This window comes from Nonomuraea spiralis, from assembly GCF_014648435.1.
GTDB classification, from domain to species: domain Bacteria; phylum Actinomycetota; class Actinomycetes; order Streptosporangiales; family Streptosporangiaceae; genus Nonomuraea; species Nonomuraea spiralis.
In genome coordinates this window covers 249,800-273,754 of the sequence record NZ_BMRC01000003.1, presented here as the reverse complement: position 1 = coordinate 273,754, position 23,955 = coordinate 249,800, and the positions used below count along the sequence as shown (strand labels likewise).

27 protein-coding genes and 2 tRNA genes are annotated in these 23,955 nt (G+C 71.5%); 8 read left to right on the top strand and 21 right to left on the bottom strand.

Features of this window, described 5'->3' with window-relative positions; translation table 11 throughout:
- The first annotated feature begins 29 nt into the window (after positions 1-29).
- Entirely contained in the window at positions 30-1,184 is a 1,155-nt protein-coding gene (locus IEZ27_RS08625) for an MFS transporter (RefSeq protein ID WP_229823668.1), read from the top strand.
- Here IEZ27_RS08625 and mutM read toward each other — a convergent pair.
- From mutM to IEZ27_RS08585, 8 genes are all read right to left on the bottom strand, one after another.
- Entirely contained in the window at positions 1,132-1,977 is an 846-nt protein-coding gene (mutM, locus tag IEZ27_RS08620; protein ID WP_189646719.1) for a bifunctional DNA-formamidopyrimidine glycosylase/DNA-(apurinic or apyrimidinic site) lyase, read from the bottom strand. The two genes, IEZ27_RS08625 and mutM, sit on opposite strands and share 53 nt — an antisense overlap.
- A gap of 123 nt (positions 1,978-2,100) precedes the next feature.
- Positions 2,101-2,820 (bottom strand): ribonuclease III, encoded by a 720-nt coding sequence (gene rnc, locus IEZ27_RS08615; RefSeq protein WP_189646955.1) that lies wholly within the window; start codon positions 2,818-2,820, stop codon positions 2,101-2,103.
- 254 nt (positions 2,821-3,074) lie between these two features.
- Entirely contained in the window at positions 3,075-3,254 is a 180-nt protein-coding gene (gene rpmF / locus IEZ27_RS08610; protein ID WP_033409409.1) for a 50S ribosomal protein L32, read from the bottom strand.
- Between the two features lies 1 nt (position 3,255).
- The gene (locus IEZ27_RS08605; RefSeq protein WP_125637138.1) at positions 3,256-3,825 is read right to left on the bottom strand and encodes a YceD family protein; all 570 of its coding nucleotides are present in this window, start codon (positions 3,823-3,825) and stop codon (positions 3,256-3,258) included.
- Between the two features lie 53 nt (positions 3,826-3,878).
- Positions 3,879-4,355, bottom strand: coding sequence for a pantetheine-phosphate adenylyltransferase (gene coaD, locus IEZ27_RS08600; protein ID WP_125637139.1), 477 nt, complete (start codon positions 4,353-4,355; stop codon positions 3,879-3,881).
- Positions 4,356-4,369: 14 nt separating this feature from the next.
- Positions 4,370-4,936, bottom strand: coding sequence for a 16S rRNA (guanine(966)-N(2))-methyltransferase RsmD (gene rsmD, locus IEZ27_RS08595; RefSeq protein ID WP_189646718.1), 567 nt, complete (start codon positions 4,934-4,936; stop codon positions 4,370-4,372).
- 275 nt (positions 4,937-5,211) lie between these two features.
- Positions 5,212-7,389, bottom strand: coding sequence for an ATP-dependent DNA helicase RecG (recG, locus tag IEZ27_RS08590; RefSeq protein WP_189646717.1), 2,178 nt, complete (start codon positions 7,387-7,389; stop codon positions 5,212-5,214).
- A gap of 80 nt (positions 7,390-7,469) precedes the next feature.
- Positions 7,470-9,014 carry a DAK2 domain-containing protein gene (locus IEZ27_RS08585; RefSeq protein ID WP_189646716.1) on the bottom strand — a complete coding sequence of 515 codons (1,545 nt, stop codon included), beginning with the start codon at positions 9,012-9,014 and terminating at the stop codon, positions 7,470-7,472.
- A 199-nt stretch (positions 9,015-9,213) separates the two neighbouring features.
- On the opposite strand from IEZ27_RS08585, the gene rpmB reads away from it, so the two are divergent.
- Positions 9,214-9,399, top strand: coding sequence for a 50S ribosomal protein L28 (gene rpmB, locus IEZ27_RS08580; protein WP_049556934.1), 186 nt, complete (start codon positions 9,214-9,216; stop codon positions 9,397-9,399).
- 112 nt (positions 9,400-9,511) lie between these two features.
- Here the strand turns inward: rpmB and thiD are convergent, their stop codons facing one another.
- The 3 genes from thiD to IEZ27_RS08565 form a co-directional block, all read right to left on the bottom strand.
- Positions 9,512-10,300, bottom strand: coding sequence for a bifunctional hydroxymethylpyrimidine kinase/phosphomethylpyrimidine kinase (thiD, locus tag IEZ27_RS08575; RefSeq protein WP_189646715.1), 789 nt, complete (start codon positions 10,298-10,300; stop codon positions 9,512-9,514).
- A gap of 16 nt (positions 10,301-10,316) precedes the next feature.
- Positions 10,317-12,125, bottom strand: coding sequence for a chromosomal replication initiator protein DnaA (locus IEZ27_RS08570; protein WP_189646714.1), 1,809 nt, complete (start codon positions 12,123-12,125; stop codon positions 10,317-10,319).
- Positions 12,126-12,250: 125 nt separating this feature from the next.
- Complete coding sequence (locus tag IEZ27_RS08565) at positions 12,251-13,198, bottom strand: thiamine-phosphate kinase (RefSeq protein WP_379478563.1); 948 nt, start codon at positions 13,196-13,198, stop codon at positions 12,251-12,253.
- A 68-nt stretch (positions 13,199-13,266) separates the two neighbouring features.
- On the opposite strand from IEZ27_RS08565, the gene IEZ27_RS08560 reads away from it, so the two are divergent.
- Together IEZ27_RS08560 and IEZ27_RS08555 are read left to right on the top strand one after the other, a co-directional pair.
- Complete coding sequence (locus IEZ27_RS08560) at positions 13,267-13,500, top strand: Lrp/AsnC family transcriptional regulator (RefSeq protein WP_125637145.1); 234 nt, start codon at positions 13,267-13,269, stop codon at positions 13,498-13,500.
- 21 nt (positions 13,501-13,521) lie between these two features.
- A complete protein-coding gene (locus IEZ27_RS08555) occupies positions 13,522-13,956 on the top strand; it encodes a DUF3515 domain-containing protein (RefSeq protein ID WP_189646712.1) in 435 nt (144 codons plus the stop codon).
- On the opposite strand, the gene IEZ27_RS08550 is transcribed toward IEZ27_RS08555, so the two are convergent.
- The 3 genes from IEZ27_RS08550 to IEZ27_RS08540 all read right to left on the bottom strand — a co-directional run bounded on the left by IEZ27_RS08550 (position 13,939) and on the right by IEZ27_RS08540 (position 16,822).
- Complete coding sequence (locus IEZ27_RS08550; RefSeq protein WP_189646711.1) at positions 13,939-15,033, bottom strand: D-alanine--D-alanine ligase family protein; 1,095 nt, start codon at positions 15,031-15,033, stop codon at positions 13,939-13,941. The genes IEZ27_RS08555 and IEZ27_RS08550 overlap by 18 nt on opposite strands.
- A 63-nt stretch (positions 15,034-15,096) precedes the next feature.
- The gene (locus IEZ27_RS08545) at positions 15,097-16,107 is read right to left on the bottom strand and encodes an NAD(P)H-dependent glycerol-3-phosphate dehydrogenase (RefSeq protein ID WP_125637148.1); all 1,011 of its coding nucleotides are present in this window, start codon (positions 16,105-16,107) and stop codon (positions 15,097-15,099) included.
- Positions 16,108-16,111: 4 nt separating this feature from the next.
- A complete protein-coding gene (locus tag IEZ27_RS08540; protein WP_189646710.1) occupies positions 16,112-16,822 on the bottom strand; it encodes a lysophospholipid acyltransferase family protein in 711 nt (236 codons plus the stop codon).
- An 80-nt stretch (positions 16,823-16,902) separates the two neighbouring features.
- Here IEZ27_RS08540 and cofC point away from each other — a divergent pair, with 80 nt between their 5' ends.
- Positions 16,903-17,541: a 2-phospho-L-lactate guanylyltransferase gene (gene cofC / locus IEZ27_RS08535; RefSeq protein WP_229823664.1), complete on the top strand. Its 639-nt coding sequence runs from the start codon at positions 16,903-16,905 to the stop codon at positions 17,539-17,541.
- A 45-nt stretch (positions 17,542-17,586) separates the two neighbouring features.
- Complete coding sequence (locus IEZ27_RS08530) at positions 17,587-17,793, top strand: hypothetical protein (RefSeq protein WP_125637151.1); 207 nt, start codon at positions 17,587-17,589, stop codon at positions 17,791-17,793.
- 74 nt (positions 17,794-17,867) lie between these two features.
- On the opposite strand, the gene IEZ27_RS08525 is transcribed toward IEZ27_RS08530, so the two are convergent.
- The 4 genes from IEZ27_RS08525 to leuC form a co-directional block, all read right to left on the bottom strand.
- Positions 17,868-18,167: an HU family DNA-binding protein gene (locus tag IEZ27_RS08525; RefSeq protein WP_125637152.1), complete on the bottom strand. Its 300-nt coding sequence runs from the start codon at positions 18,165-18,167 to the stop codon at positions 17,868-17,870.
- Between the two features lie 99 nt (positions 18,168-18,266).
- Positions 18,267-18,494: an SCO5555 family protein gene (locus IEZ27_RS08520; RefSeq protein ID WP_125637153.1), complete on the bottom strand. Its 228-nt coding sequence runs from the start codon at positions 18,492-18,494 to the stop codon at positions 18,267-18,269.
- Positions 18,473-19,060, bottom strand: coding sequence for a 3-isopropylmalate dehydratase small subunit (gene leuD / locus IEZ27_RS08515; protein ID WP_189646708.1), 588 nt, complete (start codon positions 19,058-19,060; stop codon positions 18,473-18,475). The genes IEZ27_RS08520 and leuD overlap by 22 nt, the downstream gene beginning before the upstream one ends.
- Before the next feature lie 9 nt (positions 19,061-19,069).
- On the bottom strand, positions 19,070-20,455 hold the full coding sequence (gene leuC / locus IEZ27_RS08510) for a 3-isopropylmalate dehydratase large subunit (RefSeq protein ID WP_189646707.1): 1,386 nt from the start codon (positions 20,453-20,455) through the stop codon (positions 19,070-19,072).
- 63 nt (positions 20,456-20,518) lie between these two features.
- Between leuC and IEZ27_RS08505 the strand changes: the two genes are divergently transcribed.
- Both IEZ27_RS08505 and IEZ27_RS08500 read left to right on the top strand, forming a co-directional pair.
- Positions 20,519-21,235, top strand: coding sequence for an IclR family transcriptional regulator (locus IEZ27_RS08505; RefSeq protein WP_125637156.1), 717 nt, complete (start codon positions 20,519-20,521; stop codon positions 21,233-21,235).
- A 58-nt stretch (positions 21,236-21,293) separates the two neighbouring features.
- Positions 21,294-23,006 carry a hypothetical protein gene (locus IEZ27_RS08500; protein WP_189646706.1) on the top strand — a complete coding sequence of 571 codons (1,713 nt, stop codon included), beginning with the start codon at positions 21,294-21,296 and terminating at the stop codon, positions 23,004-23,006.
- A gap of 116 nt (positions 23,007-23,122) precedes the next feature.
- On the opposite strand, the gene IEZ27_RS08495 is transcribed toward IEZ27_RS08500, so the two are convergent.
- The 3 genes from IEZ27_RS08495 to IEZ27_RS08485 all read right to left on the bottom strand — a co-directional run bounded on the left by IEZ27_RS08495 (position 23,123) and on the right by IEZ27_RS08485 (position 23,949).
- Positions 23,123-23,195: transfer RNA gene (locus IEZ27_RS08495), tRNA-Glu, on the bottom strand.
- A gap of 19 nt (positions 23,196-23,214) precedes the next feature.
- Positions 23,215-23,290 (bottom strand) — tRNA-Glu (locus IEZ27_RS08490).
- Positions 23,291-23,370: 80 nt separating this feature from the next.
- Positions 23,371-23,949, bottom strand: a complete 579-nt coding sequence (locus IEZ27_RS08485) for a hypothetical protein (RefSeq protein ID WP_189646705.1) — start codon at positions 23,947-23,949, stop codon at positions 23,371-23,373.
- Between the last annotated feature and the right edge of the window lie 6 nt (positions 23,950-23,955).

Below are 23,955 nucleotides of genomic sequence, written 5' to 3'. Positions count from 1 at the left end.
TCCACCGCCAGATGACAAGGCTGAACGGCATGACGACTCTTGAGACCCCTGCTGTCGCGCAGGCCCGCTGGCTCGCCGTGCTGGCGGTCGCGGTGGGCACCTTCACCATCGTGACCAGCGAGATGTTGCCCGTCGGCCTGCTGACCTCGATCGCCTCCACCTTGGGGGTGTCCGACGGCATGGCCGGGCTGATGATGTCGCTGCCGGGGCTGGTCGCGGCCGTCTCGGCGCCCGTACTGGCCATCTCCACCCGGCGGCTGGACCGGCGGGTGCCGTTGCTCGGACTGATGGCGCTGCTGGCGGTGGCCAACCTGGCGGCGGCGTCCGCGCCGAACTTCGCCGTCATGCTGGGCGCGCGGGTGCTGACCGGGGTGAGCATCGGCGGGTTCTGGGCCTTCGCCGCCGGGCTCGGCCTGCGGCTGGTGCCCGAGCGCTCGGTGGGCCGCGCCACGTCGGTCATCCTGGGCGGGGTGTCGGTGGCCTCGGTGCTCGGCGTCCCCGCCGGCACGCTGGTCGCCTCGGCGGCGGGGTGGCGCACGTCGTTCGTAGTCATGGGCGTGCTGGCCGTGGTGCTGCTCGGGCTGCTGGCCGTCGTGCTGCCGCCGATGCCGGGCGAGCGGGCCGCCGGCGGCTCGCGTACGCCGCTCGCCGGAGCGCTGCGGGTCGTGCTGGCCGCGACCGTACTGATCATCACCGGGCACTTCGCGGCCTACACCTACGTCCGGCCGTTCCTGGAGCAGGTCGCCGACGCCGGCCCCGCCCTCGTCAGCACCGCCCTCCTCGTGTACGGCGCGGCCGGTGTCGTCGGCAACTTCGTCGCCGGCGCCAGGGCGGCCAGGAACCCCAAGCCGGTGCTGATCGTCCTGGCCCTGCTCATCGCCGTGTCCACGGCGGCGCTCGCGCTGGTCGGGCTGCCCCTGGTCATGCTCGTCGTGTGGGGCCTCGGCTACGGCGGCGTCGGCGTGGCGCTGCAACTCTGGATCATGCGCTCGGGCGGCGGCGAGCTGGGCACCGCGCTGTTCGTGGGCGCGTTCAACGTCTCGATCGCGCTCGGCTCGTTCGTCGGCGGCCGGGTCGTGGACGGCGTGTCGATCTCGTCGGTGATGTGGCTGGGCGCGGCGCTGGCCCTGCTCACCGCGGCTTTCGCTGGCATTTGGGGCAGGAGTACGACGACCGGTTCATGAACGCCTCCCGCCTGATCGGCGTGCCGCAGCGGGAGCACGGCAGGTCGCGGCGGCCGTAGACCTCAAGGGAACGGTCGAAGTAGCCGCTCTCGCCGTTGACGTTGACGTAGAGGGCGTCGAACGAGGTGCCGCCCTGGAGCAGGGCGGCACCCATGACCGTACGCACGCCGGCCAGCAGCTCGACGATCTTCGGCCGGGTGAGCGTCTCGGTGGGACGGGCCCAGTGGAGCCGGGCGATCCACAGCGCCTCGTCGGCGTAGATGTTGCCGACGCCGCTGATCAGCGACTGGTCCAGCAGCGCCCGTTTGATCTCGGTGTGCCTGGCCCTGAGCCGCCGGGTGAACTCCGCCTCGTCGAACGACTCCTCGAACGGGTCGGGCGCGATGTGCGCGATCGGCTCGGGCACGCCGTGGACCAGCGGGGTCAGCATGACGTGGCCGAACGTGCGCTGGTCGACGAAACGCAGATCGGGACCGCCGTCCTCGAAGCGCAGGCGTACGCGCAGATGCCGCTCAGGCGGCGTCTGCGGATCGACGACGAGCAGTTGGCCGCTCATGCCCAGATGGGCCAGCAGGGCCTCCTCGGCGCCCGACAGCGGCAGCCACAGGTATTTGCCGCGCCGCTCGGCCGACAACACCGTACGGCCCTTCAGGCGGGCGGCGAACTCGTCGGCGCCGGGCAGGTGGCGCCGGATCGCGCGGGGGTGCAGCACCTCCGCGTCGGCGATCTCGCGGCCGACGACCCATTGCGCGAGGCCGCGTCTGACGACCTCGACCTCTGGCAGCTCAGGCACAGTGCACCCCGTCCTCTAGACTCCGCGCCCGACGCCCGGATCCGCAGTGACAACACCGGGCACGACCGCCGGCTTCCCGGCGGCCGGTGGTTTCGAGCGGCCGGTGGTTCTGGCGGGCGGGGCTCAGCCCGCGGGCTGGCTCTCGCGCTGCTCCCGGCGGGCCCTGATGCGCGTCCAGGCCGCCTCGGCCGCCTGCTGCTCGGCCTCCTTCTTGCTGCGGCCCGTGCCCGAGCCGTAGGACTCGCCGCCCACGCGCACCATCGCCGTGAACGACTTGGCGTGGTCGGGCCCGCTCTCCTCGACGTGGTACTCGGGCACGCCGAGCGCCTCGGAGGCGGTGAGCTCCTGAAGGGAGGTCTTCCAGTCGAGCCCGGCGCCCAGCGAGGCCGAGCGCACGATCAGCGGGTCGAACAGCAGATGGACGACCCGGAACGCCTCGTCGAGGCCCTTGTCCACGTAGATCGCGCCGATCAGCGCCTCCAGCGTGTCGGCCAGGATCGAGGACTTGTCGCGCCCGCCGGTGCCCTCCTCGCCCCTGCCGAGCCGCAGGAAGCGGCCGAGGCCCAGGTTGCGGGCGACGTCGGCCAGCGCGCGCATGTTGACCACCGCGGCACGCAGCTTGGCGAGCTGCCCCTCGGGCAGGTCGGGGTGGTTGCGGTAGAGGGTGTCGGTGACCACGAGACCCAGCACCGAGTCGCCGAGGAACTCAAGGCGCTCGTTGGTGGGCAGACCACCGTTCTCGTACGCGTACGAGCGGTGCGTGAGGGCCCGCTCGAGAATGTCGGAGTCGAGGCCTACGACCAGGACCCGCTGCAACTCGTCTCTGGCGACCTCCACGGCCACCGGCTTAGGACCTGCGCCCACGTGTTTCCTCCTCGGACATCTTCACAAGACGGCTGCGGAAGATGCCCGAAAACGTGGTGGGCGTCGGGGTAACACGTAGCCCCGGCGTCCACCACGGCCGCGGGCTGACCGCCGCCGCACACATCTACAGACGTTAACGCCGACCGAGGCACAATGGCACCCGGTCGGCATCACGTCAACTGCTGAGAGGAAACCGGCCGCCGGTGTGACGGGCAGGTCTCCGGTCAGTGTGATCAGGCGGACGGCTCGATGACCTGACGACGGTTGTAGGTGCCGCAGGTGGGGCACGCGATGTGCGGCTGCTTGGGCGAACGGCACTGCGGGCAGCTCACCAGGGCGACAGCAGTCGTCTTCCACTGGGAGCGACGGGCGCGGGTGTTGCTCCGCGACATCTTTCGCTTCGGGACGGCCACGTCACTTCTCCTGATCGTTATCGTTCTCGGAAACCAGACCTTGCAACGACGCCCAGCGGGCATCGATCTTCTCGTGCCGGTGATCGGCGCCGGCCTCGGCCAGCTTGATCCCGCACTCCGTGCAGAGCCCCTCGCACTCCTCGCGGCACACGGGGCTCAGCGGCAGTGCGAGCACCGCCGCGTCGCGGAACGTCGGCTCGAGGTCGAGCAGCTCTCCGTCGAGCAGTGAGTCCTCCTCCGAGGCGTCCTCGTCGGAGTAGAAGAACAGCTCCTGCAGATCGACCTCGATGTCCGAGGTGATCGGGTCAAGACACCGCGCGCACTCCCCGGCGAGCGGGGCGTGCGCCGTGCCCGAGACGAGCACGCCTTCCATCACTGCTTCGAGCCGGAGGTCCAGCTCGACTTCGGCGTCTTTGGGGACACCGATCATATCGACGCCGAGGTTAGCCGGTGCCGGAAGGGTCAGGGTCATCTGCCGCATCGTGCCCGGTCGCTTCCCCAGATCATGAGTGGAGAGCACCCAGGGGGAGCGGGGGTCGAGGTGCTGAGTCATCCTGCTCTCGCTAGGCATGGCGAAACGCTCGCCGTCGTACAAGGCCGAAATGAAAGGATACCAGGTCGCGGTCAGCCCCTGAGACGCTCGATGAGCAGCTTGTGCACCAGGTCAGGGACCAGGCCGGACACGTCGCCACCATACCGCGCGATCTCCTTCACCCGGCTGGAGGACAGGAAGGAGTACTCGGGGTTGGTGGGCATGAACAGCGTCTCGACGCCCGAGAGGCGGTAGTTGAGCTGGGCCATCTGGAGCTCGTAGTCGAAGTCACTGACGACTCTGATCCCCTTGACGATGGCCGGGATGTCGTGCTGCTTGCAGAAGTCGACCAGCAGGCCGTGGAACTTCTGCACCTTGACGTTGGGGTACTCCTTCGTCACGGTCTGAAGGATGTCGATCCGTTCGTCGACCGTGAACAGGCTGCTCTTCTCGATGTTGATGAGGACCGCCACGACCACCTCGTCGTACAGGCGGGCGGACCGGCCGATGATGTCGAGATGGCCATTGGTGATGGGGTCGAACGACCCCGGGCAGACAACGCGGCGCAAGACGCCTCCCAGGTCTACGGGTTCCCGGCGGCGCGACCGTACCAAACGGATGCTTCGCCGTATCTACGGACCCTCTCCTCAACATAACCTTCCGGCCACATCAAGGGCTTTCCCCTGGTTTCCCGCTCGAATGCCACCAGGCCCTCCTCGACGAGCCAGCCGTTGTCGCGCAGCAGCTCCAGCACCCGCGTCACCTCGCCGTCACCCAGCGCGTACGGCGGATCGGCGAAGACGATGTCGTACGGCTCCTCCGGCGGCTTGGCCAGCACCCGCTCGACCTTGTCGGCCGCCAGCTCCGCGCCGTCGAGGCCGAGCGACTGGATGTTGGCCCTGATCGTCCGGACGGCCTTGGCGTCGGACTCGACGAGCAGCGCGTGGGCCGCGCCCCTGGACAACGATTCCAGGCCAACGGCGCCCGAACCCGCGTACAGGTCGAGCACGCGGGCCTCACGCAGGCCGTACAGGGAGTCGAGGGTCAAGAAGATGCCTTCCCTGGCCCTGTCGCTGGTCGGCCTCGTGCCCCGCCCCGGCGGCACGGCCAACCGCCGCCCACCCGCGCTCCCCGCGATGATCCGAGTCATAAGGACCATTGTTCCGCATGTTCGCCCAGGTCAAGAGTGGACAAGTGTCTGCCTCGACTGCGCAAGGGTGATTCACATCGGCGGGATCGCCCCGCATGATGAGTCTGCGGCCTTCAAGGTGACCCACATGAAGGCCGACCGGCGTGATCGTGAGCCCTTCCGCACGCCGGTTCCCTCGGCACCTGACCCGAGGGTGGGCCCAGCCGGGGACGGCATTCGGGGGGAGGCCGTCCCCGCGGCTGGGCCTTCAAAATCTTTTTCAGGCCCCCGCTCCCCTACGTCTTCTCCAGGTACTCGGCCTTCTCGTCCGCCAGGAGCCGGGCGATCTCGGCACGCAGGCCCTCGTGGGCCGCCAGGTCGGGGTCCTCGGCCAGCAGGGCGGCCGCCTCGTCCCGGGCCGTGGTGATGACGTCCTCGTCCCGCAGCAGCTGCAGGAGCTTCAGCGACGTGCGCTTGCCCGACTGGGCCGCCCCGAGGACATCACCCTCCCGGCGCTGCTCCAGGTCGACTCGGGACAACTCGAAGCCGTCGAGCGTGGCGGCCACCGCGTCGAGCCGGGCGCGGGCCGGGGTGCCCTCGGCGAAGTCGGAGACCAGCAGGCACAGGCCGGGCAGACCGCCCCGGCCCACCCGCCCGCGCAGCTGGTGGAGCTGGGAGACGCCGAAGCGGTCGGCGTCCATGATGATCATGACCGAGGAGTTGGGCACGTCGACGCCCACCTCGATGACCGTGGTGGCGATCAGCACGTCGAGCTCGCCCTTGGTGAAGGACCGCATGATCGCGTCCTTCTCCTCCGGCGGCAGCTTGCCGTGCAGGGTGCCCACGCGCAGGTCCTGGAAGGGGCCCTGGGTCAGCAGCTCGGCGACCTCCAGCACCGCCAGCGGCGGACGGCGGTCGTCGTCGCCCGCCGCCGTCGCCAGGTCGCCCTCGTCACCCTCCAGGTCGCCGATCCGCGGGCACACGATGTACGCCTGCCTGCCCAGCTCCACCTCCTCGCGCACCCGCTGCCAGGTGCGTTCGAGATAGTGGGGCTTCTCCGCGGCGGGCACCACGTGCGTGGTGATGGGGGCGCGGCCCGACGGGAGCTGCGACAACGTCGAGACCTCCAGATCGCCGAAGACCGTCATCGCGACCGTGCGCGGGATCGGCGTCGCGGTCATGACCAGCACGTGCGGACGGCCGCCCCCCGCCTTCTCGCGCAACGCGTCACGCTGCTCCACGCCGAAGCGGTGTTGCTCGTCGACCACGACCAGGCCCAGGTCGGCGAACTGGACGTGCTCCTGGAGCAGCGCGTGCGTGCCGACCACGATGCCCGCCGTGCCCGAGGCCGCGTCGAGCAGCGCCGAACGCCGGGCCGCCGCGCCCATCGACCCCGTCAGCAGGGTGACCGCCGTGCCGCCGAACATGCCGCCCTGGGCCAGCTCGCCCAGCATGCCGCTGATCGAGCGGTGATGCTGCTGGGCCAGCACCTCCGTGGGGGCCAGCAGCACCGCCTGGCCGCCCGCGTCGACCACCTGGAGCATCGCGCGCAACGCCACGACCGTCTTGCCCGCGCCCACCTCGCCCTGCAGCAGCCGGTGCATCGGGTGCTCCAGCGCCAGGTCGGCCGCGATCTCCTCCCCCACCTGCGCCTGCCCCTCGGTGAGCGCGAACGGCAACCGCCCGTCGAAGTCGGCCAGCATGCCGTCGGCCCGCCTCGGACGCGGCCTGGCCGGCCACGCGGTGGCCGCCTGCCGGCGCTGGAGCAGCACCGCCTGCAACACGAACGCCTCGTCGAACTTCAGCCGCTTGCGCGCCCGCTGCATCTCGGCGAAGTCCTTCGGCCGGTGGATGGCCACCAGCGCCTCGCCGAGCGGCTGGAGGCCGTGCCTGGCCCGCAGCGCGGCGGGCAGCGGGTCGTCGAGCGGGCCCAGCGTGTCGAGCACCACGCCGACCGCCCGCCTGATCGCCCACGGCGTCAGGTCCTTGCCCGCCGGATAGATCGGCACCGGCGCCGACGCGAACTCCTCGGCGCTCGCCTCCCCCTCCTCGAACAGCTCGAACTCCGGGTGCGAGAGCTGCCAGCGCGGTTTGGTACGCGCCCCGAACAGGCCCACCTTGCCGGCGAACATGCCGCGCCGGCCCGGCTTCAGCCGCGACTCGGCCACATGCGAACCCTTGCCGAAGAACGCCAGGTAGATCCGGTTGCCGTTGCCGTCGACGACCTCGGCCTCCAGCCACGTGCCGCCGCGGTTGCGCATGGGCTTGCGCATCAGCCTGGTCACCTCGCCGACCACGGTGACGTGCTCGTCGACCTCCAGCGCGTCGAGCGAGGTCAGCTCGCCGCGCTCGGCGTAACGGCGCGGGTAGTGGCGCAGCAGGTCGCCGACCGTCTCCAGGCCGAGCACGCTGTGCAGCAGCTTGGCGGTCTTCGGGTCGAGCGCTTTGGTCAGGGGCTCGTCGAAACGGCTCACGGCATCCAGTTCTACCGCCTGCGGGCGACAGGAATCCCGCACCGGGGGCCGGAGTCGCCCGCGGAAGGGGAACGATCCCGCTACTCGACGCCGATCAGCAGCGGGTAACCGCCCTGCTCGCCGTCGTAGACGACCAGGTCGACGTCCGGCCGCGTACGCCGCAGGTGCTCCTCCAGGCGGGCGGCGAGCCGTCCGGGCAGACCGGCGCCCGTGACCAGGGTCACCAGCTCGCCGCCGCCCGCCACCATCCGGTCGACGATCAGCGTCGCCACCCGCTCCAGCTCGCCGCCGATCACCGCCACGTCGCCGTCGATCAGGCCCAGCACGTCACCGGGACGGCACACGCCCGCGCTCGTGAACGCCTCCCTGTCGGCCACCACCAGATGCCCGTACCTGGTGTGGCCGGCCGCGTCCGTCATGGCCACCACGTCGTCGTCGAAGCGCCGCAACGGGTCGTGCACGGCCAGCGCCGACAACCCCTGCACGGTCGCCCTGGTCGGCAGCACGCTGACGGCCACGCCGTCCTCACGGGCGATCTCGGCCGCCGCGGCGGCGACCGCGTGGACACCCTCGTCGTTCGGCAGCACCGCGACCTCGGCGCCCGCCTGCCTGATCGCGGCCAGCAGCTCGGGCAGCGCCGGCCGGGTGCCGGGCGCGCGCCGCACCACGACCGCACCGCTCTCCTCGAACAGCGCCGCGATCCCGTCGCCCGCCGCCACCGCCACGACGCCCCTGCCCGCCCCGCCCCGGTGCGTACGCTCGGCCAGGTACGTGATCCTGATCCGGTGGGGACGCCCCGCCCGCAACCCCGCCTCCACGGCCGGCCCCGCCTCGGCCACGTGGACGTGCACGTTCCACAGGCCCTCGCCGCCCACCACGACCAGCGACTCGCCCATGGCGTCGAGCTCCGCGCGCAGCCCGGCCACCGCGGCCTCGTCGGCGTCCAGCAGGTACATCACCTCGTAGCCGGCGCCCACCTCGGCCATCGGCGTCACCCTGGCGGTCGGCGCGGGCACGTCGTAGTGGTCGCTGTAGGAGTCGGTGAGCACGGCGGCCAGGGTCTCCAGCACGATCGCCGCCCCCGCGCCGCCCGCGTCCACGACCCCGCTGCGGGCCAGCACCTCAAGCTGCCCCGGCGTACGGCGCACCGCGGCCCGCGCCTCCCGCGCCGCCAGCCGCGCCACCTCGCACGGGTCGCCGCCCGCGTCCTGGGCGGCCCGCGCGGCCGACTCCAGTACGGTCAGCACCGTGCCCTCGACCGGCCTGGCCACGGCCTCCCTGGCGAGCGTGGCCGCCCTGAGCAGCCCGGCACGCAGGTCCGAACCGTCCTTGAGCACCTCGGCCAGCCCGCGCAGCGCCTGGCTGACGATGACCCCCGAGTTGCCGTGCGCCCCGACCAGCGCGCCGTACGCGAGCGTCTGCCAGACCACGGCCGCGTCCACGTCGTCGGGCAGCGACTCGACGGCCTCGGCCGCGGACAACATGGTGAGGTGCAGGTTGGTGCCGGTGTCGCCGTCGGCCACGGGGAACACGTTGAGCGCGTCGATCTCCGTCCTCGCCCTGCCGAGGGCGTCGGCGGCCAGGCGGGCCCAGCGGCGCACCGCGGGCGGGTCGAGGACCTTCATCTGCGCTCCTCCGACCTCCCCGCATGCGCTACCTTGTTGGAGGAGAATATCCCCGCACCGGCCACCGTCCAGTGCTCTGGTTCGCGCCCAATGGTGTGGATCAGATATTCTCGTCTGGCTAGCCGGTTGTCCCGGCATGCCCTCCGCCCGGAAAGCATCAGCGGACAGGGCTACATCGACTGTTTTAAGGAGCGATACCGTGGCTTCCGTCTGCGATGTCTGCCGCAAGGGGCCGACCTTCGGCAACAACGTGTCCCACTCCCACCGCCGTACCCGTCGTCGTTGGAACCCCAACATCCAGACGGTCCGCGCGGTCATCGGCGGCACGCCGAAGAAGCTGAACGTGTGCACCTCGTGCATCAAGGCGGGCAAGGTCACCCGCTAGTTTCTCGTCTTCGCGAAAGCCCGCCGCCCCTGTTCGAGGGGGCGGCGGGCTTTCGTCGTGCGTCACCCCGCGCGGGCGGGGAACCGGGCGGGGAACCGGGCGGGGAACGCGGTCAGCGCCACCGCCAGGCGTGGTCGACCGGGCCGATGCCGTCGCCCAAGGGGAAACCCCGCGCGATCGCGCCCGTCACGTACTCCTTGGCCCTGGCCACCGCCGCCGGGACGTCGTCACCGAACGCGAGCCGGGAGGCGACGGCGGAGGCGAGCGTGCAGCCGGTGCCGTGGGTGTGGCGGTTGTCGAGACGTTCGGCGGCGAAGCGGTGCTCGGTCGTGCCGTCGGTCAGCAGGTCGACGGGGGCGCCCGGCAGATGGCCGCCCTTGATCAGCGCCCAGGTCGGGCCGAGCGCGAGCACGGCGTCGGCGGCCCGGCGCAGGTCGCGTTCGTCCTCGACCTTGACCGAGGTGAGCTGCTCCACCTCCCACAGGTTGGGCGTCACGACGGTGGCTACGGGCAGCAGGCGCGTCCTGAGGACGTCTACGGCCTCAGGCGCGAGCAGGGAGTCACCGTGCTTGGACACCCCGACGGGATCGACCACCAGCGGCGCGGGATAGGCCCTCAGCACCTCGGCCACCGTCTCCACCAGCACCGGCGAGGCCAGCATGCCGGTCTTGACGGCCTGCGCCCCGATGTCGCCCAGCACGGAGTCGAGCTGCGCGCGCACGGCCTCCGGCGGCAGCTCCCAGTAGCCCTGGACGCCCAGCGAGTTCTGGGCCGTGACGGCGGCGATCACGCTCATGCCGTGGACGCCCATCGCCATCATGGTCTTCAGGTCGGCCTGGATGCCCGCGCCGCCTCCCGAGTCGGAGCCCGCGACGGTCAGCACACGTGGAGGGGTCGTCATGCCCCCATCCAACCACTCAGCCGATGGAGCACTCCCCACCGACCAGCCCACACGCCCCGGGCTCCTGCGCCTTCCCCGTCGCCGAGTACGTGACGTCCACGGAGTCCCCGGCGGCCAGCGAGCCCGACAGGTCGATGATCAGCAGGTCGCCGTCCTGGGTCCAGGATCCGCCGTTCACGTTCATGACACGGCCCTCGACCGGCACGGAGAAGGTGGCGTCCGCCAGCGGGACCTGCGCCTGGTTCGTCACGCGCAGCGTGGCCGAGTACGCGGTGAGCCGCTGCCTGACCGTCTGCCGCACGTTGACCGACCCGCCGCTCCCACCGGACCCGACCGTGGAGGAGGTGGTGGGCGCGGGGCTGCTGCCGACGGTCGGCACCACGCCGGTGTCGGAGTTGCCCATGGTCGTGGGGTCGTCCGTGGGCGCCTCGGAGATCGTCTCCTCGGCGGGCGGCTCGACGTCCTTCGTCGGCTTGGCCGAAGGCTTCGTCCGCGTCCTGGTGGGCGTGGGGGTGGGGGGCGAGCTGCGGCGCGGGGCGCGGTTGCCGTACGTGGGGGCGGTCGTCGTCGGGGCGTCGGAGGGCGTGCCCGACTCCTCTTCCTCAGTCGGCTCCTCCGAAGGCTCGTCCTCCTCCTCGGTGGCGGGGTCGGAGGTCACCGGCTCCGAGGGACTGGTGCTGGTCTGCACGGCGGCGCAGCTCGCGTCCGCGCACCCGGCGGGATCGCCGGAGGAGCTCATGAGCTTCACGCCGGCGACCGTGCCGCCGAGCACGACGGCCACGGCGGCGACCGACAGCAGCGCCATGCGGCCCTTGCCCCTGCCGCCGCCGGTGGGGACGTTCAGCACGTCGTCGCCGCCACCGCCGCCGCCTCTGGATCCCCTGCGCCGGCGGCCGCCACGGGACTCGCCGGGCTCGTCGAGGTCCTCCAGCCCTTCGTCGGAGGACCAGCCCGAACGCAGGAAGCCGGTCTCGGCCTCCGCCCACGCCGGCGTGTGCACGGCGGTGGGCTCCCCGGCGACCTTCACGTCGCCGGGCTCGGGCGGACCACCCGGGAAACCGTTCTCAGGACCGGCGCCGGGCGGCGCGTCGAACCTGGCGGTGGCGTTGCCGAACCCGCCGTTGTCGAACCCGGTGTTGTCGAACCCGGTGTTGTCGAAGCGGGCGTTGTCGAACCGGGCGGTGGCGTCGGGGCCGGGCGCGTCGAACGGGCCGGTGGTACGGCCGGAGGCGTCGAAGCTCGGCGGCACGCCGAAGGCGGCCGTGGGGCCGGACCGGGCATCAGGCTGTGCGTCGGACGGGGCGGGGCCTCTGGAGGGGGCGACGGCGTCCCAGTCGGCCGGACGGGCGAAGGCGCCCGTCACCTCGAACGGGCCCGCCCCGGCCGGCTCAGGATAGGGCGAACCCGGGAACGCGCCCCCGGGCGGCTCAGAAGAAGGCGAACCAGGGAACGCACCGCCGTGCGGCTCAGAAGAGGGCGAACCGGGGAACGCTCCCCCGGACGGCTCGAAGAACGGCGAACCGGAGAACGCGGGCCCGGACGGCGGCGGGAAGGCTCCGGACGGGTCGTCGGACGGCGTGAACCCGGGGGCGGCGTCGGTGGGCACCGCGAAGGCCCCCGTCGTCTCGAACGGCTCGGGCTGCGGAGCGCGCGGCGGACGGCCGTCCTCGCGGCGCGGCATCGGGGCCCACTGCCCCGTCACCTCGACCTGGTCCGGCAACGCCGGCCATCCCGGCGCCTCGGCCGGGTCGTCGGGACCCCAGAAAGCGCTGCCGTTCCCCCGTTCATCCCCGTCGTCGGATCCACCGGTGCCGTGGCGGCCCATGGCTGCCCTTTCTCGCGGTTACAGTGGCCGCCAATCTTCATAACACCTTTACTACGTCCTTGTCACAACAATCCCGCTAGTGCCACCCCAAACCAGGAAAATTTCACGTAAACCGGGACAAGTCATCACCGAAAGTGATCCCAGCCGCCTCGGCCCATCTCGCGCCCGTACACCAGGACGCCCTCCCCCTCGACCACCCGTCCCACGACCTGCCAGGACGGCGGCAGGCGTACGTCAGGGGGGAAGACGGCGGCGAGCGCGTGGTCCTCGCCGCCCGTGAGCACCCATTCGAGCGGGTCGCTCCCCAGTTCCTTGGCCGCCGCCACCACCGGCTCCCCCACGGTGAACGCCTCGGGGTCGAGCTCTACACGTACGCCACTGGCCGCGGCCACGTGCCCGAGGTCCTGCACCAGGCCGTCGCTGACGTCGAGCATCGCGCTCGCGCCCAGCCCGGCCGCGCGCGGCCCCTCCTGGTACGGCGGGGACGGCCGCCGATGGGCGGTCACCGCCTCCTCCAGCGCGGCGGACCCGATCACGGCCCCGGCCTCCAGCAACGCCCATCCGGCGGCGGCGTGGCCCAGCCGCCCCGCCACGGCCACCACCTGTCCCGGCCGCGCCCCGGACCGCTTGACCGGCGCCCGCCCGCCCAGGTCGCCCAGCGCGGTCACCCCGATGACCACCAGGTCGGACCGGGTGATGTCGCCGCCGACCACGCTCGCGCCGACCTCGGCGCACTCCTCGCGGAACCCGTCGGTCAGCGCGTCGAGCCAGGCCACGGGCAGCTCGGCCGGGATGCCGAGCCCGACCACGATGGACGTGGGCACGGCTCCCATGGCGGCGACGTCGGCGAGGTTCTGGGCGGCGGCCTTGCGGCCCACGTCGTAGCCGCTGGACCAGTCGAGCCGGAAGTGGCGGCGTTCGACCAGCAGATCCGTGGACACGACCACCCGTGCGTCGGGCGCGGCCACCACGGCGGCGTCGTCACCCGGGCCTAGCATGACCCCCTCTCCCTGGGGCAGGCGTCCGGCAATACGATTCACGACACCGAATTCGCCGAGATCTCCGACTGTGATGACGCACCTCCTGACGCACACAGGGTACGGTGGCCCTTCGGCGTGATCCAATCGCCCGGGAGGACGTAATGGTGCAGGCCTACATCCTTATTCAGACCGAGGTCGGCAAGGCCGCCGCCGTTGCCGAGGAGATCTCCGGAATTCCGGGGGTCACCCAGGCGGAAGACGTGACGGGACCTTACGACGTGATCGTCCGCGCGGAGGCGCGCAACGTCGACGAGCTCGGCAAGCTGGTCGTGGCGCAGATTCAGGCGGTGGAGGGGATCACGCGTACTCTTACGTGTCCGATCGTTCATATCTGACACATCCGAGGTCTTGGTTCCATGCGCGCCGCCGCCGTCCTGCTCCTTCTTCTGGCTCTCGCCGGCTGCGGCGGCGCCGTACGGGTCGATCCGCCCGCGCCTTCGGGGGAGGCGGCGGCGTCCTGTGACAGGCTGGCGTCCCTGCTGCCCAAGACGCTGGACGGTGCCGAGCGTGGCACGTCCGAGCCGGCCTCGCCGTACGTGGCGGTCTGGGGTGAGGCGTCCATCGCGCTGCGTTGCGGTGTGCCGCGCCCGGCGCGGATGGCGCCGACCGACCAGCTCCAGGAGATCGACGGGGTGGGCTGGTTCGCCGATCCGGAGAGGCCGATCCTGTTCACCGCCGTAGCCGCGCCCACGTACGTGGAGGTCACGGTCGGCGGCGAGCACGCGGCGACCGACGTGCTCGCGCAGTTGTCGCGGCCGATCGGGCAGGCCGTCTCAACGCAGTCCGGCTGAGCGCGACAGCGCGAGCTGGATCAGCCGGTCGACCAGCGCGGCGTAGGGCAGCCCCGAGGCGGCCCAGAGTTGCGGCGCGACCGACAGCGAGGTGAACCCGGGCATCGTGTTGATCTCGTTGAAGATCAGCCGGCCGTCGGGCGTGTAGAAGAAGTCGACCCTGGACAGTCCCTCGCAGTCGAGCGCCTCGAACGCCCGTACGGCCATCGCGCGCAGTTCCTCGGCGGTCTCGGCCGGGATGTCGGCGGGCACGGTCAGCGACATCTGGTCGGGGTAGTACTTGGCCTCGAAGTCGAAGAACTCCTGGCCGCCCTCGACCTTGACCTCGCCCGGGATCGACGCGGCGGCGGGCTCGTCGCCGAGCGACTCCAGCACCGCGCACTCGATCTCGCGGCCCTCGATCGCGGCCTCGATGAGCACCTTGGGGTCGTGCTGCCTTGCGGAGTCCACGGCCGCCTCCAGCTCGGCGCGGTCGTGGGCCTTGGTGATGCCCTGCGAGGAGCCGGCCCTGGCGGGCTTGACGAACACCGGGAAGCCGAGCTCCTCGGCCTCCTTGAGCACGCACTCGCGGTTGAGCCGCCAGTCGCGGTCGCGGACCACGACGTAGCGGCCGATCGGCAGCCCGGCGGCGGCCATCACGGTCTTCATGTGAGCTTTGTCCATGCCGACGGCGCTGGCCAGCACGCCGGAGCCGACGTAGCGGACGCCGGCCATCTCCAGCAGGCCCTGGATCGTGCCGTCCTCGGCGAACGGGCCGTGCATGACCGGGAAGACCACGTCGACCGAGCCGAGCTCTACCGGGATGCTGCCGGGGTCGTAGGCCACGAGCCCGGTGCCGCCGCTGGGCAGCGCGAGCGCGGCGCCGGAGGTGTCGACCGCGGGCAGTTCTCCGGCCTCGATGGCGAACCGCTGGTCGGACGCGGCGAGCACCCACCTGCCGTCCTGGGCGATCCCGACGGGGATCACCTCGTACTTACTCCTGTCGATCACATCGAGCACGCTGCCCGCGCCCATGAGGGACACGGCATGCTCGGAATTGCGACCTCCGAAAACGACGGCGACGCGTGGCTTGCTCATGACGTCCGAATCTACCGGGGTGTCCCCCTGAACAGCGAGTCGAGCACGCGGTGATGTCCGTATTCACACTCCGTAGCGTTCCGGTTTGGGGGTGCGGGACATGAGCAGCATGCCCGCCTCGGACGGCGACATGCCGTCGTGCACGACCCCCACGACCACTTCGGTGATCGGCATCTCGACGTCGTGCTTCCTGGCCAGCTCGAGGACGGACTCGCAGGACTTCACGCCCTCGGCGGTCTGCTTGGTGGCGGCGACGACCTCGGCGAGGGTCATGCCGCGGCCCAGGTTCTCGCCGAACGTGCGGTTGCGCGACAGCGGTGAGGTGCAGGTGGCCACGAGGTCGCCCATGCCGGCCAGCCCGGCGAAGGTGTGGGGGTCGGCGCCCAGCGCGGCGCCCAGGCGGGAGATCTCGGCCAGGCCCCTGGTGATGAGCATGGCGCTGACGTTGTCGCCCATGCCCATGCCCGCCGAGACGCCCACGGCCAGCGCGATCACGTTCTTCACCGCGCCGCCCAGCTCGACCCCGACCACGTCGGTGTTCGTGTACGGCCGGAACCACGGCGGCCGGTGGCAGGCGGCCTGGAGGCGTTCGGCGACGGACTCGTCGGTGCAGGCCACGACGGTGGCGGCGGGCTGGCGGTGGGCGATCTCCTTGGCCAGGTTGGGCCCGGACACCACCGCGACCCGTTCCTCGGGCACCTCGGCGACCTCGCGGATCACCTCGCTCATGCGCTTGGTCGTGCCGAGCTCGATGCCCTTCATGAGGCTGACCAGGACCGCGCCGGACGGGATGTGCTCGCGCCAGGCCGTCAGGTTGGGCCGCAACATCTGCGAGGGCACGGCGAGGACGACGAAGTCGGCGCCGTCGAGCGCGTGTACGGGGTCGGTGGTGGCGCGCAGCGTCTCGGGCAGCCGTACGCCGGGCAGGTAGTCGGGGTTGGCGTGGTCGGCGTCGATCGCCTCGACGAGCTCCGGCCTGCGTCCCCAGAGGGTGACCTGGTTGCCTGCCTCGGCGAGCACCATGGCGAACGTGGTGCCCCACGAACCCGTGCCGAAAACGGCCACTTTTGTCATGCCATCACCGCCTGGCGGGGTCGTAGGGAGTTTCGGGGGCCTTCTCGCCGCGCAGCTCGGCCAGTTGCTCGGTGACGGCCGCCATGATGTCGGCGGTCGCGTCCCGCAGCACGCCGGCGCGCATGGGCAGGCCCTCGTACTTGGACAGGTCTACCGGGGGGCCCACGGTCACGTGGAAGGTCTTGCGGGGGAACAGGCTGGGCTTCTTGGCGCCGTACGGGAGCAGCTCGTGGGCGCCCCAGTGGGCGACGGGGATGACCTTCGCGCCGCTCTCCAGCGCCAGGCGGGCCGCGCCGGTCTTGCCCACCATGGGCCACAGTTCGGGATCGCGGGTGCAGGTGCCCTCGGGGTAGAACAGGATCGCCGCGCCGTCGCGCAGCCGCTGGGCCGAGGAGCTGAGCGACCTGGCCGCCTCGCTGCTGCCCCGCTCGACGGGGATGGCCAGCAGGCCGGTCAGGGCGCGGCCGAGGAGGGGCACCTTGAACAGGGCGGCCTTGGCCAGGATGACCGGCCAGCGGCCGTTGTTGAACAGGAAGTGCGACAGCAGCACCGGATCGGTCCAGGACAGATGGTTGGCCGCGATGATGATGCCGCCGGTGCGCGGGAGGCGCTCGCCGTTGCGCCAGTCCCGCTTGACCAGGAGCCGCGACAGCGGTTTCACCACGACTACTGCCAAGGTCTCCCAGAAACGCGAAGGTCGCGTGGGGCGGCTCATGGTCTCCTCCAACCCGTACGAAGTGCGCCCCAAGTCTCCCGGTTGGCCGCGTGGGATGTCGAGGCGAGATGCTTAAGCCTATGAGCATCCGCTGGTCTCTGGTCATTCCGGTGAAGACGCTGGTCGCGGCGAAGACCCGGCTGGCGGCCGCGACGGGGCCGCATCGTACTCGGCTGGCCGTGGCGGTGGCCTGCGACACGGTGGCCGCGGCGCTGGCGTGCCCGCCGGTGGCGCGGGTGATCGTGGTGACCGCCGATCCGGCCGCGGCGGGCCCGCTGGGGGCGCTGGGGGCCGAGGTGGTGCACGACCCCGACCGCGGGCTGAACACCGCGCTGCGTACGGGGGCGGCCCATGCCGTACGGGTCGCGCCCGGTGACGGGGTGGGCGCGCTCCAGGCCGACCTGCCCGCCCTGCGACCGGCCGAGCTGGCCGTGGTGCTGGGCGCTGCGGCCGAGTTCGACCAGTCGTTCGTGCCCGACGCGCAGGAGGTCGGCACGACGTTCTACGGCGTCCTGCCGGGGCGGGCGTTCGCGCCGAGGTTCGGCGGCGAGTCGCGGGCCAAGCATCTGGGCGGGGGCGCGAAGGAGCTGTGCGTGCCGGGCATCGACTCGGTCCGCCGGGACGTGGACACCCCCGACGACCTGCGCGCGGCGCTCGTCCTGGGGCTGGGCAGGCACACGGCGGCGGTGGTCGCCGACCTGTGGCCGGACGCCGGGTAGGCGGCCTCTCGCCCGTCCGGCGGCGGACGGCTTAGGCTGGTCGGCGTGCAGGCGACGGTACGCAGCTTCGACGAGGTCACCCGTTCCGGCTCGGTCTTCCTCGACGACGGGACGGTGCTGGAGTTCGGCGCGCGCGCCTTCGACGCGGGGCCGCTGCGGCTGCTGCGTACGGGGCAGCGCGTGAATCTCGTCACGGACGGTCCGGAGATCACCTTCATCACGCTGTCGACGTTCCCGGTTCCCGGCGCCTGAATGGGCGCCCGGACCTGAATGCCGGAAAAAGCGAACGCCCGGGCCGACCGGCCCGGGCGTGATGTCCGCTGAGACTACTTCTTCTTGCCGACCTGCTTGCCGCCCTCGTTCACCAGGTCCTTGAATTCAGAGCCGGGACGGAACTTAGGCGCCCAGCTCTCGGCGACCTTGATCTCGGCGCCGGTCGACGGGTTCCTGGCTGTGCGGGCGGGCTTGTTCACCATCTCGAACGCGCCGAAGCCCGTGATCGAGACCTTGTCCCCGCTCGCCACGGCCTTCTGGATGGCCTCGATTACCGCGTTGACGGCCTCGGTGGCCGTCCTTTTGTCGCCCACTCGATCGGTGATGGCGTCGACGAGCTCTCGCTTGTTCATGAAAGTCCTGCTCCCCCAGTGACGGCTCGGGGTTCCAGCTCACGAGTTCGACGTAGAAACCCCTTACGCGCTCGAAAGTAGGCGGGATCGCGGGGGAACTCAATCACCGTGCGTGTTTTCCCCCTCGCGTGGCGTGTCGAGGGCGGTCAGAAATGCGTCGAGCCGGGCCGCCGCCCTTTCCGGATCGCGCTTGGCGAGATCGCAGATGGACAGGTAGCGGCGGGCCGCCCGTTCCTTGTCGGCGGCGGGAAGCAGGCGGACGCGGCGGTGCGCCTCGCGCAACCGCCGCGCCAGTTGGTCGTCCTCTAGACGGTCGTCGGCAGCCATGGCTGCCGACCATTCTCGTACGCCGCCACGTCGTCGGCGTGCCGCAGGGTCAGCCCGATGTCGTCCAGGCCTTCCATCAGCCGCCAGCGGGTGTAGTCGTCGATCTCGAACGACACGACCTCGTCGGCCCATCGGACCTGGCGTTCGTCCAGGTCGACGGTCACCTGGAGGTTCGGGTCGGCCTCGACGGCCGCCTGGAGGGCCTCGACCTTCTCGCCGGGCAGGACGACCGGCAGCAGGCCCATCTTGGTGGAGTTGTTGCGGAAGATGTCGCCGAACCTGGCGGCGATCACGACGCGGAAGCCGTACTGCTGCAGGGCCCACACGGCGTGCTCGCGGGAGGAGCCGGTGCCGAAGTCGGGGCCGGAGACCAGGATCGAGCCGCCCTCGTAGGAGGGGTCGTTCAGCACGAACGTCGGGTCCTCACGCCAGGCGGCGAACAGGCCCCTCTCGAAGCCGGTGCGGCTGACCTGCTTGAGCCAGACGGCCGGGATGATCTGGTCGGTGTCGACGTTGCTGCGGCGCAGCGGCACCGCCGTACCGGTGTGGGTGGTGAAGGCGTCCATCGGTTCTCCTTACAGGTCGGCGGGGGCGGTCAGGCGGCCGGTGACGGCGGTCGCGGCGGCGACCTGCGGCGAGACCAGGTGGGTGCGGCCACCCTTGCCCTGGCGGCCCTCGAAGTTGCGGTTGGAGGTGGAGGCGCTGCGCTCGCCGGGCGCGAGGGTGTCGGGGTTCATGCCGAGGCACATCGAGCAGCCGGCCTCGCGCCACTCGGCGCCGGCGGCCTTGAAGACCTCGTGCAGGCCCTCCTGCTCGGCCTGGAGCTTGACCAGCATCGAGCCGGGCACGATCAGCGTGCGGGTGGTGACCTGGCGGCCGCGCAGGATCTCGGCGGCCGAGCGCAGGTCCTCGATGCGGCCGTTGGTGCACGAGCCGACGAAGACGGTGTCGACCTCGATCTCGCGCAGCGGCGTTCCGGCGGTCAGGCCCATGTACTCCAGCGCGCGTTCGGCGGCCGAGCGCTCGACCGGGTCGGCGAAGCTGTCGGGGTTCGGCACGGACTCGCCCAGCGGCAGGCCCTGGCCGGGGTTGGTGCCCCACGTGACGTACGGGGTCAGGGTCGTGGCGTCGATCTCCACGATTTTGTCGAACACGGCGTCGTCGTCGGTGCGCAGCGACTTCCAGTACTCGACGGCCTGGTCCCACGCCGCGCCCTTGGGGGCGTGGGGGCGGTCCTTGAGGTAGGCGAACGTGGTCTCGTCCGGCGCGATCATGCCGGCGCGGGCGCCCGCCTCGATGGACATGTTGCACACGGTCATGCGGCCCTCCATGGAGAGCTTGCGCACGGCCTCGCCGCGGTACTCGACGATGTAGCCCTGGCCGCCGCCGGTGCCGATCTTGGCGATGATCGCCAGGATCAGGTCCTTGGCGGTGACGCCGGCGGGCAGCTCGCCCGAGACCTCGATGGCCATGGTCTTCGGCCGGTAGGCGGGCAGCGTCTGGGTGGCCAGGACGTGCTCGACCTCGGAGGTGCCGATGCCGAACGCGATGCCGCCGAAGGCGCCGTGGGTGGAGGTGTGGGAGTCGCCGCACACGATCGTCATGCCCGGCTGGGTCAGGCCGAACTGCGGGCCGATGATGTGCACCACACCCTGGCCGGCGTCGCCCATCGGGTGCAGCCGGACGCCGAACTCGGCGGCGTTCTTGCGCAGCGTCTCGACCTGGGTCTTGGACACCGGGTCGGAGATCGGGCCGAGCACGGTCGGGACGTTGTGGTCCTCGGTGGCGATGGTGAGATCGGGGCGTCGCACCTTCCGGCCGGCGAGACGGAGTCCGTCGAACGCCTGCGGGCTGGTCACCTCGTGAATGAGGTGCAGGTCGATGTAGAGCAGGTCGGGTTCGCCCTCCGCACGGCGGACGACGTGCTGCTCCCAGACCTTCTCGGCCAGTGTGCGGCCCATGATCTCCTCCTTGAGATTGCCCCCGACTTGCCTTCTCATATGTCGAGACGGCAGTATCGGTGTATGGACAACTCTAGCGGAGTCGGAGTACTCGACAAGGCCGTTCTTGTACTCAATGCCCTCGAAGCGGGTCCCGCTTCCCTGGCTCAGCTCGTCCAGGCCACCGGCCTGGCCCGCCCCACGGCCCACCGGCTGGCCGTCGCCCTTGAGCACCACCGGATCGTGAGTCGCGACACACAGGGAAGATTCGTGCTCGGGCCGCGGCTGTCGGAGTTGTCCACGGCGGCCGGCGAGGATCGGCTGCTCGCGGTGGCCTCGCCCGTTCTGATCCAGCTGCGCGACCTGACCGGCGAGAGCGCGCAACTCTACCGCCGCCAGGGTGACGAGCGGGTCTGCGTGGCGGCTGCCGAGCGGGCCAGCGGCCTGCGCGACACCGTCCCGGTGGGGTCGGCGCTGCCCATGACGGCGGGCTCGGCGGCCCAGATCCTGCTGGCCTGGGAGGAGCCCGACCGGCTGCACAGGGGCCTGCGCGGCGCCAAGTTCACCGCCGCCACCCTGGCCTCCGTACGGCGGCGCGGGTGGGCCCACAGCGTCGGCGAGCGCGAGCAGGGGGTGGCCAGCGTGTCGGCCCCCATAAGGGGCAGCGGGGGCAAGGTGATCGCCGCCGTCTCGGTCTCCGGACCCATCGAACGGCTCACCCGGGCGCCCGGCCGGTTGCACGCCGTTCCCGTCATGGCGGCCGCCGAACGCATCACCGAGGCCATGCGCCGCACGTCATGATCGGCGAAAGCTCGTATTTCGGGGGCCGACTGCCTCGTGGGCGCACTAGCCTGAGTGCGTGACAGATCGCATCGAGGTAGCCGCCACTGAGCTGCGACCCCTGCTCGAAGAGTTCATCATGTGGGCGCACTCCAACGCGCCCGACAGCGACCCCGAGCTCGTGGGGCCCGCCGCTCTGTGGCACCGTCTCGCCTTCTCGCAGGACCTCGGCACGTGGAAGCGTGCCGACCTGCGCAACCTGCTGCTCGACCGCATGCCGAAGGTCGTGGAGGATCCCGACGCCGCCGCCGACGGCATGCTTCCCGCCGTCGACGCGTACCTGACGTTCCTCTCCCAGACCGGCAGGCTCGCCAAGGGCTCCGACTCGCTCGCCGAGTTGCAGGCCGAGCTCGACGACGTCGAGGACGAGTTCGTCGAGCTCATGGAAGACCTGCTCGACGAGGACGGCGCGGGTGACGACGAGGAGGAGACAGGCGACCTGGGCGACTTCGAGGCGTTCGCCGACGAGCTGGCCGAGCTCGACACGATCAGGCTGCGGCCCGACTCCGAGCTGGCCGCGGCCGCCCGCCAGTCGCCGCTGGTCGCCAAGGCCCGCGACCTGGCGCTGTGGGTGGGCTCCGGCCGCCGCGTCGGTGAGGACACCCTGCTCACCGACACCGAGGTGGAGGAGGCCCTGACCACCATCGGCCTGCCCAGGCCCGAGACCGACGGTCCGGTCGCCGAGGCCGTCCCCTACCTGTGGAACATCTGGAACCTGGCCGTCGACCTGGAGTTCCTCGAACCGGGCGAGGGCAACACGGTGGCCGTCCAGGACGACACCGCCGAGTGGCCGTTCGACGACGACGAGGACGTCCTCGACGCCTGGATGCTCGGCCTGCACTCGGTCGACTACGGCGACCCCGAGCTCGACGACGACGACCTCACCATGGCGCTGGCCGGCCTGACCCGGGGCCTGCTGGTCAGGCTGCTGCTGGCCGGCGGCTCGCGCGAGCGCGACGAGCTGGCCCGCGAGCTGGCCGAGGCCGCCGCCGACCTCGACGAGCTGGGCGGCGACGCCTGGGAGGCGGCCGGCGACCCGCTGGCCCCCGCCATCGACTGGCTGGTCGGCTACGGCATGATCGCGGTCGAGGGCACCACGGTGAGCCTCACCCCGCTCGGCACCGAAGGCGTCGTCCACCTGGTTGACGACGCCGACATCGAGGTCGACGCGCGGCCCGCGATCGAGTCGATGAGCGCCCACGAGCTGCTCGCGCTCAGCGCCGAGCTGCCCGAGGACGAGGCCGACGCCGAGTTCGCGGCCTGGATGCGGCTCAGGGAGCCGGAGAAGGCCGCCGAGGAGCTGCTCGACGCGGCGGCCGAGGACGAGAGTGACGCGCTGATCCGCGTACAGGCGGCCAGCGTGGTGGGCACCCTCGGCGAGGCCGCCGTACCGGCCTGGCAGGCGGCGCTCAAGCAGCCGTCCCTGCGGCCCTACGCGGCCACGCACCTGAGCCAGCTCGGCGTCGAGGGCGCGCCCGAGCCCACCCAGGACGACACCCACTGGCTCATCCTCGACATGTGGACGATCTCGGCCGGGCTGGGGCGTTCGGAGTTCGTCAGCAGCCTGCAGGACATCGGCTCCGACATGGTCAACGGCCTGCTCGAGGTGATCTGGAAGATCCCGCACGCGCACGTGGAGGAGCTGCTGGATCTGATCTCGCAGGTCCACCCCGACAAGCAGATCGCCAAGGCGGCCCGCCGCGCCCTGTTCAAGGCGCGTTCCTCGGCGTGATCCGATCGGCCGGGGCCCCCGCGTGACATCGCGTGGGGGCCCCGGCCGGCGTTGACGGGCCCGTACAACGCGAAAACGCCCCGGATGCTTGACGCATCGGAGCGTTGGGTAAGACGTAGTCCCGACCGGATTCGAACCGGCGCTACCGCCTTGAGAGGGCGGCGTCCTGGGCCACTAGACGACGGGACCTTCGCGCAGCTTGAGACAGTGGTAGTCCCGACCGGATTCGAACCGGCGCTACCGCCTTGAGAGGGCGGCGTCCTGGGCCACTAGACGACGGGACCCTGTTTACAAGCTGGTGCCGGGTCTCCCCGGCGACGCAGGTAACTCTACCGCACCCCGCAGACCACAACCAAACCGCTTATCAGCGCATCAGATCGGGCCTGTGGCGGCGCACCCGGTCGCCCATCGGGCCGCGTTCCCACAGCGGGTCGATCTCGCCCAGCGGGATCGCGACCTCGGGGCGTCCGGTGGCGGGGTCGGCGGGCACGCGGGCCAGGCGCTCGCGCATCCAGCCGGGTACGCGCGGCGGGAGCGTACGTTCGCCCCAGCCGACCAGCCCGACCGAGCGCAGGGCCTGGACCCGTACGCGGGCGCCGCCGGGGCGGCCCATGCTCCTGGGGTCGGCCAACTGCGTGTCCACCACGTCGATCCTGGTGAGGTCGGGCCAGCGCAGGCGTACCCGGAAGCCGCGGGAGTCGGCCAGCTCGACGCCCTCGTCCGAGAAGCGCACCACGGTGCCCGCGACCAGGCGGCGGTGTTTGACGGCGAGCACCCCGAACAGGGCCGCCGTGGCGAGCGCGCCGATCACCACGCCCAGCGCGGAGCTGCCGGTGAGGACGGCCCCGAGCAGCAGGCAGACGGCGAAGAAGAGCACGAGGGGCGCGGCGAACGGGGCGGCGAAGCGGGCCAGGCCGCCCCCGCGCATACGGAATTCGTCCATGGGCCC

Excerpts from the sequence above, each read along its gene's own strand:
- rsmD (WP_189646718.1), bottom strand. The coding sequence starts at position 4,936 with ATGACTCGGATCATCGCGGGGAGCGCGGGTGGGCGGCGGTTGGCCGTG.
- cofC (WP_229823664.1), top strand. The coding sequence starts at position 16,903 with ATGAGCATCCGCTGGTCTCTGGTCATTCCGGTGAAGACGCTGGTCGCG.
- thiD (WP_189646715.1), bottom strand. The coding sequence starts at position 10,300 with ATGACGACCCCTCCACGTGTGCTGACCGTCGCGGGCTCCGACTCGGGA.
- IEZ27_RS08550 (WP_189646711.1), bottom strand. The coding sequence starts at position 15,033 with ATGAGCAAGCCACGCGTCGCCGTCGTTTTCGGAGGTCGCAATTCCGAG.
- IEZ27_RS08520 (WP_125637153.1), bottom strand. The coding sequence starts at position 18,494 with ATGGCTGCCGACGACCGTCTAGAGGACGACCAACTGGCGCGGCGGTTG.
- IEZ27_RS08540 (WP_189646710.1), bottom strand. The coding sequence starts at position 16,822 with ATGAGCCGCCCCACGCGACCTTCGCGTTTCTGGGAGACCTTGGCAGTA.
- IEZ27_RS08605 (WP_125637138.1), bottom strand. The coding sequence starts at position 3,825 with ATGCCTAGCGAGAGCAGGATGACTCAGCACCTCGACCCCCGCTCCCCC.
- IEZ27_RS08560 (WP_125637145.1), top strand. The coding sequence starts at position 13,267 with ATGGTGCAGGCCTACATCCTTATTCAGACCGAGGTCGGCAAGGCCGCC.
- IEZ27_RS08570 (WP_189646714.1), bottom strand. The coding sequence starts at position 12,125 with ATGGGCCGCCACGGCACCGGTGGATCCGACGACGGGGATGAACGGGGG.
- leuC (WP_189646707.1), bottom strand. The coding sequence starts at position 20,455 with ATGGGCCGCACACTGGCCGAGAAGGTCTGGGAGCAGCACGTCGTCCGC.
- IEZ27_RS08555 (WP_189646712.1), top strand. The coding sequence starts at position 13,522 with ATGCGCGCCGCCGCCGTCCTGCTCCTTCTTCTGGCTCTCGCCGGCTGC.
- IEZ27_RS08525 (WP_125637152.1), bottom strand. The coding sequence starts at position 18,167 with ATGAACAAGCGAGAGCTCGTCGACGCCATCACCGATCGAGTGGGCGAC.
- IEZ27_RS08585 (WP_189646716.1), bottom strand. The coding sequence starts at position 9,014 with ATGAAGGTCCTCGACCCGCCCGCGGTGCGCCGCTGGGCCCGCCTGGCC.
- IEZ27_RS08545 (WP_125637148.1), bottom strand. The coding sequence starts at position 16,107 with ATGACAAAAGTGGCCGTTTTCGGCACGGGTTCGTGGGGCACCACGTTC.
- IEZ27_RS08485 (WP_189646705.1), bottom strand. The coding sequence starts at position 23,949 with ATGGACGAATTCCGTATGCGCGGGGGCGGCCTGGCCCGCTTCGCCGCC.
- leuD (WP_189646708.1), bottom strand. The coding sequence starts at position 19,060 with ATGGACGCCTTCACCACCCACACCGGTACGGCGGTGCCGCTGCGCCGC.
- IEZ27_RS08505 (WP_125637156.1), top strand. The coding sequence starts at position 20,519 with ATGGACAACTCTAGCGGAGTCGGAGTACTCGACAAGGCCGTTCTTGTA.
- IEZ27_RS08625 (WP_229823668.1), top strand. The coding sequence starts at position 30 with ATGACGACTCTTGAGACCCCTGCTGTCGCGCAGGCCCGCTGGCTCGCC.